The organism is Methylibium sp. T29-B (assembly GCF_000576225.1).
In the GTDB taxonomy this organism is placed as follows: domain Bacteria; phylum Pseudomonadota; class Gammaproteobacteria; order Burkholderiales; family Burkholderiaceae_C; genus Methylibium; species Methylibium petroleiphilum.
The window spans coordinates 1-2,670 of the sequence record NZ_AZSN01000284.1 but is presented as its reverse complement, the minus strand read 5'-3'; the positions used below and the strand labels follow the sequence as shown (position 1 = coordinate 2,670).

Annotated in this window: 4 protein-coding genes; 2 read left to right on the top strand and 2 right to left on the bottom strand. The window is 72.3% G+C overall.

The window, feature by feature from the left end; all coding sequences use genetic code 11:
• Together Y694_RS25100 and Y694_RS21115 are read left to right on the top strand one after the other, a co-directional pair.
• Positions 1-396: hypothetical protein (locus tag Y694_RS25100; protein ID WP_036236311.1), on the top strand; the 396-nt coding region annotated here is incomplete at its 5' end.
• A gap of 39 nt (positions 397-435) precedes the next feature.
• Positions 436-1,284 (top strand): PA4780 family RIO1-like protein kinase, encoded by an 849-nt coding sequence (locus Y694_RS21115; protein WP_036236309.1) that lies wholly within the window; start codon positions 436-438, stop codon positions 1,282-1,284.
• A gap of 27 nt (positions 1,285-1,311) precedes the next feature.
• On the opposite strand, the gene Y694_RS21110 is transcribed toward Y694_RS21115, so the two are convergent.
• Positions 1,312-2,313, bottom strand: a complete 1,002-nt coding sequence (locus tag Y694_RS21110) for a hypothetical protein (RefSeq protein WP_036236307.1) — start codon at positions 2,311-2,313, stop codon at positions 1,312-1,314.
• A 7-nt stretch (positions 2,314-2,320) separates the two neighbouring features.
• A partial coding sequence (locus tag Y694_RS21105) for a general secretion pathway protein GspB (protein ID WP_197028844.1) occupies positions 2,321-2,670 on the bottom strand: 350 nt, incomplete at its 5' end.

Genomic DNA, 2,670 nt, shown 5'->3' with positions numbered 1-2,670 from the left:
GCGGCGGCGGGCCTGCTGCGCGGCCTGGCGATTCCCGCGGGCTCGCGGCTCGCCGATCGCCACGTGGTGGCCTTCCTGGCGAGCGCGCGGCTGCCGCTGGCGCACCGCATCGAGCGCTGGGTGCCCGACGCGGCGCAGTCCGAACTGCGGAGAGTCGAGGCCTTCAGCGAACTGCACGGCGGCCGCTCCTCGGGCATCGCCCAGCTGCCGCTGTCGTCGACCGGCAGCTCGCTCGTCAAGGCCCTGCAGCGCGGTGTGCCGGTGATCAACGACTTCCCGGCCGACGAGCCGGGATCGCCCGCCGCTGCAGCGGTGGGCATCGGCGCGACGGCGCTCGTGGCGATCCCGGTGGTATGGGAGGACGCCGTGGTGGAGGTCGTGGCGCTCTACCTGTAGTCGCGCCGGACCCGCCGCGACGCGGCGCAGAATGCCGCGATGAAACCCCCCAAGCGACTGCAGTCCCTGATCGAGGAAGGCCTGATCGACAGCGTGGTTCGCCAGCTGATGAGCGGCAAGGAAGCCATGGTCTACGTGGTGCGCTGCGGCGACGAGACGCGCTGCGCCAAGGTCTACAAGGAGGCCACGGAGCGCAGCTTCCGCCAGGCGGTCGACTACACCGAGAACCGCAGGGTCAAGAACACCCGCCAGGCCCGCGCCATGGCCAAGGGCACGCGCTACGGCCGCCAGGCCCAGGAAGCGGCGTGGCAGAGCGCGGAGGTCGACGCGCTCTACCGGCTGGCCGCCGCCGGCGTGCGTGTCCCGCGCCCTCACAACTTCCACGACGGCGTGCTGTTGATGGAACTGGTGACCGACGCCCATGGCGATGCGGCCCCGCGGCTCAACGACGTGGCGTTCACGCCGGAGGAAGCGCGCCGCCACCATGCCGCGCTGCTGGCCGAGGTGGTGCGCATGCTGTGCGCCGGCGTCGTGCACGGCGACCTGTCGGAGTTCAACATCCTGCTGGCCGCCGACGGCCCGGTGATCATCGACCTGCCCCAGGCGGTGGACGCCGCCGGCAACAACCACGCGAGCCGCATGCTGCTGCGTGACGTGAGCAACCTGAGCGGCTACTTCGGCCGCTACGCGCCCGAGCTGCTGCCCACCGACTTCGGCCCCGAGATCTGGGACCTCTACCAGCGCGGCATGCTGCATCCCGACGTGGTGCTCACCGGCCGCTTCGACCGCAGCACCGCGGCGGTCGACCTGGGCAGCGTGCTGCGCGAGATCGACGACGCGCGCGCCGCGGAGGCGGCCCGCCGGCAGCGGCTGCAGACGGTAGTGTGAACGCCCGAGGTCGGGCTCGCGCCCGGCTCAGGACCACATCCACCACGCCCACCACAACAGCAGCGCGATGAACACCGCTCGCAGCGGGTTGGTGCGCCGGGTGAACCAGGACAGCAGCTCATCGTCGTCCTCGTCGCCGCCATGCCGGCCCGCGGTGTCGGCGCGCATGCGCAGGATCCACTCCCGCTGACGCGGCAGGTCGGCCGACAGGGCCGCCATGCGGCGCGCCACCGTGTGCGGCGCCGGCTTCTCGGCATGCGCCTGGAGTTGCGGCCCGAGCATCGCCACCTGGCGGTGCGCATCGGCCAGTCGGCTCACCGCCAGCGTGGCGCCGCACTGCGCGCACTGCATCGCCTGCCCGGGCGCCAGCGCCGCGCCGCAGGCCCCGCACTGCAGCGCCCCGCGGTGGGTTGCGGTGGCGTGCACGGGGTGGTCTTCGGTGGCGCCTTCCGGGTCCAGCGCACGCGCCAGCCGGGCGACGTCGAGCAGGCTCGGCACCGAGCGGCAGTGGCCGCACTGCGCGTCACCGCCCGCGATCGGCGCACCGCAGTTCACGCAGTCGATGTGGCCATCGCGCCGGATCAGCGCGGCCCGGTCGGCCGACGACAGCGGCCGCACCAGACCTTTCTCGAACAGGAACTCCGCGAACGACTGGTAGGCGCCGTGCCGCTTCGGGCATTCGAGCTGCAGCGAGCGGCCCCAGCGCGAACGGTTGTGCACGGTCTTCAAGCCGCTGCGGCAGCGCGGACAGGCGGCCTGTTGACGCAGCGGCTGGTGCGCCAGCGACTGGGCCTGCGCCATGTGACCGATCAGTTCCAGGATCGCCGGTCCGTTGAGGCGCGCGGACTCGATGACATCGAACCACACCAGATGGCAGGGCGCGCAGAGGTCGACCTCCACCGCCTGCCCGTAGTGCCCGCGCAGCGCCAGCACCTGCATCGGCCCCTGGCAGTTGCCGCAGATCAGCGGCGGCGCCCCGGCAGGGCCAGCGGCGGAGTGTGCCGGATTCGAGGGGTTGGTGGCCGACACGCCAGCGTCAGTAGGTGATCTCGTAGCGGTAGCCCTTGAAACGCAGCACCGCGGCCTTGAGCTTGATCTGCTCGAGCACGAGTTCGGGACCGAGCTTGTCCTTCTCGTGGAAGATCTGGCCGTTGATGATGAGGAAGCGGTTGGCCGCCTCCGCGGAGTAGATCGAGCCGCCGACCGCGATGGCCGGCAACTGACGGCGGATGTCGTCGGGCAGTTCGGCGACGGTGTGAACCCTGCCCTCCGCCGCCACCGGAGCGGCCGGCTTCTCGGCAGGCGCCACTGCGGCGCTGTCGCCGGCACCGCACGGCGGGTCGTTGCCGGTACGTCGCGCACCACCGGCGCGGGCGGTGCCGGCGG